Source organism: Streptomyces sp. NPDC002018 (genome assembly GCF_042890865.1).
In the GTDB taxonomy this organism is placed as follows: Bacteria; Actinomycetota; Actinomycetes; order Streptomycetales; family Streptomycetaceae; genus Streptomyces.
In genome coordinates, this window is the sequence record NZ_JBIASO010000054.1 from 1 (window position 1) to 3622 (window position 3622).

Sequence of the window (3622 nt, forward strand, 5' to 3'; positions counted from 1 at the left end):
CGATACGACAAGCGCGGCTACATCTTCCTCGGCACCGCAACAGCGGCAGCCCTCACCATCTGGCTCCGAACATGATCGGCCGGACAAGTCCTAGCTGGTGGTTAAGGAGAGGGGTATCGGTGGGGGATGCGTCGAGCACTAGCCGCGCGGAGTTCTCAGAGCCGACCAAACTCCTCTTGGCGCAGCGTGCGGCGTTCCGGTGCTCCAATCCGGAGTGTGGTCGCCTGACGATCGGACCAGGCACGGGTACCAACGATGTTGAACGTTCAGGAACGGCTGCTCACATCTACGCTGCCGCTACTGGCGGCCCGCGAGGCACCGGGGGCCTCACGCCTGAGCAAAGGCGAGACGCGAACAATGGCATCTGGTTGTGCGCCAACTGCGGCAGACTTGTAGACACGAACAAGGGGGGCGCCTTCCCAGCTTCCCTCCTACGGGGCTGGCGCGACCTACACGAGACTCGGGTCCGCATGGAACACACCGGCATCACTCGACCGTTCGGTTGGATCCGGTCCATCGAGATCCTGGACGACGTGTGGTTGGCCGAGCCCACTGTGGTTGAGTTTTCCCGCTGCAACATGTTGATGGGGCCTAACAACTCGGGAAAGACGCTCTTCCTGTCGCTGCTGTCCGGCCTATCTAAGCCCTCACAGATCATGCAGCGCGCCGCATACCCGAATTCTTCTGTATACACCGCAATCAATTGGTACGACCCGCAGCCGCGTACCGCCTCCATTAAGGCTGCCGGCCAAAATTTGTCTTTCACCCTGGACGGCCTCGACGTCCCCTTTATTGTGCAACCGTACCAGGTACTCTCCAACCCAAGGCCCCATGATGTTTTCTCGTGTGGGCGCTTGTCCGCGGTGGCGTCGGAACTTGGCCTGGACCCGTGGAATGTACGCCGGACGCTGCTAAGCGTCCCGCAGGTTGTCGATGGCGCCGTCAAAGAAATAGGTGTCAGAGACGACCACATCCACGCAGTAATATCCCTTCACGGCAACGAATATCACTACGAAGCTTCCGATGGACGACATCTAAACCCAATCGTCGCAGTAGAGTTGCTTATCGCCCTAGCGGAAGCATACTCCCGGGCCCGCCCAACAGTACTACTGCTGGATGAGATGCTGGACTCCCTGCACCCCCAGGGATTCGATCACCTTAGTAGTTTGCTGGCCTCGCCAGCGCGCGGCTTTCAGACCATCGCTGTCAGCATGGTGCCTCGGATTTTGAAAAATCCGGATTGGACGGTTACCAACTTCGTCATTGACCAGGATAAGCAATGGCGTACAGAGGGTCGCGGGTGGGCACGGCTAGTGCAGGAAGAGGCACCGTTGGAGGCCTACGAAGGCTGGCGAAATGCCGCCATGCAGACGATGGCAGAAGTGATGAATAAGATGCGCGAGCAAAATACCGGACAAGACCTCTGGGATTGGCGACTCTTCGAGGGGACCTGAGAACCCTCGGAGCGCGAGCGTCGCCCTGCGGTCGATCAAACTCCGAGCACGGCAGCCCTCTCTTTAAAAGCTGCACCCGGGATCAGTTAGGCCTTGAGACTGAAACGTCTGACCGGCCTGTATTCCTATCAACTGCCGCCACCCCATCCCATTGCCGTACGTACCGCGTGGACTGGATTTCAACACGTAACCCCACTCTCCCGCCTTCCTGGCCACATTCGATGCGTCTCAGATTTGAAGCTAAGATGGGAATTCCGCAGATCTCACTGAGACCCTGATTTTCGCATGGCCCTCATTAGCGCCCGAGTCAAGAGTGGATCATCGTCCGGACCTCTCCATTGAACAACTTCCAAGCGTCGACCGTCGATCCCCGAGGATTCATCAATAGTGGCGTTGAACTCCTGAACCCGAGGCACCAGAGAGCCGTTAGTTACCACTAGAAGTGACGTGACATCGGCCGGCATGGAGGCAAGTTTACCGGCCTCCTCCCTTAGATTCCTGTCACGGAATAGACCATCCGAGACGAACTTGGCCTCGACAGCCACAAATGAGCCAGTCCGCGAGTCATCAGTAACCAGGAAGTCGTACTGAAAGCGGCCTGCTTGTTGTTGCGTGACAGTAAATCCCCTTCGGTTAAGCGCTTCATAAATCGCATATTCAAGTCGCATCGATTGCGAACGAGGAGCGCTTGCGAGGGCCAGAGAGTCCGAAACTTCTTTGGCTTTCGCTACAAATGCCCGCGCTCCCTCCTGAGTCAACTCAATTTCGCTGCTGTGTACGACTTGGTTTCGGATCTCCTGCAGCTCTCTGACCCTCCTCATAACGTCAGAGGAACCGCCGTAGCTTTCACCTAGGAACTTCAAGCGCATCCCGGGCGTTACACGCCGCTGCCCGAAGGTACCGTCCGGTACGAGCCTCCCAAGCGCTCCCTCCACCTCACGCCACGCCCCGAGGACAGCTCCAGTGGCGTCGTACTCCGCCAGCTCGACAAGAGCTCGGAACGCTGCGTCAGAGGTGGACTGAGCAGCCACCATCTCAACGTTCTGGACCGAATCCTCAGTCACCTCAACCTGTAGAAAATCTCTCGCGTAGGACAACAGCTTGTCAGGCTTAAGCATATACAGTCGCACCCCAGCCTCTCGCCTTAACTCCTCAGCCAATTCGTTTCGCGGACCTACGGGGATATTATTGCGCGTTCGCCACCAATCCTCCTTGGTGTCTCCAGTCACCAAGAGGACGTCGACACCCCTACCCTTCGCCTCCCTAATAAGCTGCAGCCATACAAGGTAATCACCCACCTCGGAATTGTCCCCCCGGGAAGCTTTCGCCTTGTCTTTGTAACCCGGCGGCACCTGGGCCTGAATACGCCTCTTTCCCTCCGCTATCTGTTCAACGAGATCCTTCTGATCCAATGGCGGCCCAACTTTCCCCTTCAGGAGAGCATCCAGGGCGGCGACTACTTTATCTTGCGAAGTGTCATGAGACATTTCACCCTCGCCACCGTTGACAACTTCAGCCATAGCCGCAATCACTTGATCAAAGGCTGCAGAGAGAGTCGACTCAAGCTCTTCAACATTCGACCGCTCAAGCGAGACTCTGTTTGTCCAGCTACGGAGGTCCTCTACGGCCTTTTGCAGCCCCTTCTTCAAGGCTGCCGCAGAGGCGTCTAGTTGTTTCTGAGGGTCCTCAATAGCACTCTCCCTGTTCCGCCAAAATTCCTCCATCACCTGATGAGGGACCCAGAGACACGATCCAAGACTCTGGAGCGTTTCCATGAAAGTCTCGCGGGCCGCTTGATTGTATCGATACAGGTTCAACAAGACATTCGTGTCAATAACCACAAGACCGTCGCGCAGTACGCTCTTCCAATCGTCTTCCGTTGGAGTTACGTAACCGGAAAACCCGTCGAAGACGCCACGCTGTGCGGCGGCGTCACTTTCACTGGCCTGGGCCGACTCTTCATGCTCCACAGCCGCAGCGTAGCGCCGTCATCTGCACCTCGGGGAGCTTCCGTGCAAGCCATGAGTGAGGCCCACGCGAACGACACGTAGGCCGGCGGGCCTCCGCTGCCTTACTAGTAGTGCTTGGTCATGTTGGTGCGAGGTCTGGCATGTCGCGGTGACAGGTGGGGCAGGCGCCGGTCCAGATCGCGAGGAGTATCTGCAGTT

2 protein-coding genes are annotated in these 3622 nt (G+C 57.6%); one reads left to right on the forward strand and one right to left on the reverse strand.

The window, feature by feature from the left end; genetic code table 11:
• Positions 1-470: 470 nt before the first annotated feature.
• Positions 471-1454: a hypothetical protein gene (locus ACFYYH_RS34440; protein WP_388559866.1), complete on the forward strand. Its 984-nt coding sequence runs from the start codon at positions 471-473 to the stop codon at positions 1452-1454.
• Positions 1455-1717: 263 nt separating this feature from the next.
• Here the strand turns inward: ACFYYH_RS34440 and ACFYYH_RS34445 are convergent, their stop codons facing one another.
• The gene (locus tag ACFYYH_RS34445; RefSeq protein WP_388559869.1) at positions 1718-3424 is read right to left on the reverse strand and encodes a PIN domain-containing protein; all 1707 of its coding nucleotides are present in this window, start codon (positions 3422-3424) and stop codon (positions 1718-1720) included.
• Positions 3425-3622 lie beyond the last annotated feature (198 nt).

Coding starts and splice junctions, on each gene's coding strand:
- ACFYYH_RS34440 (WP_388559866.1), top strand. CDS start 471: ATGGAACACACCGGCATCACTCGACCGTTCGGTTGGATCCGGTCCATC.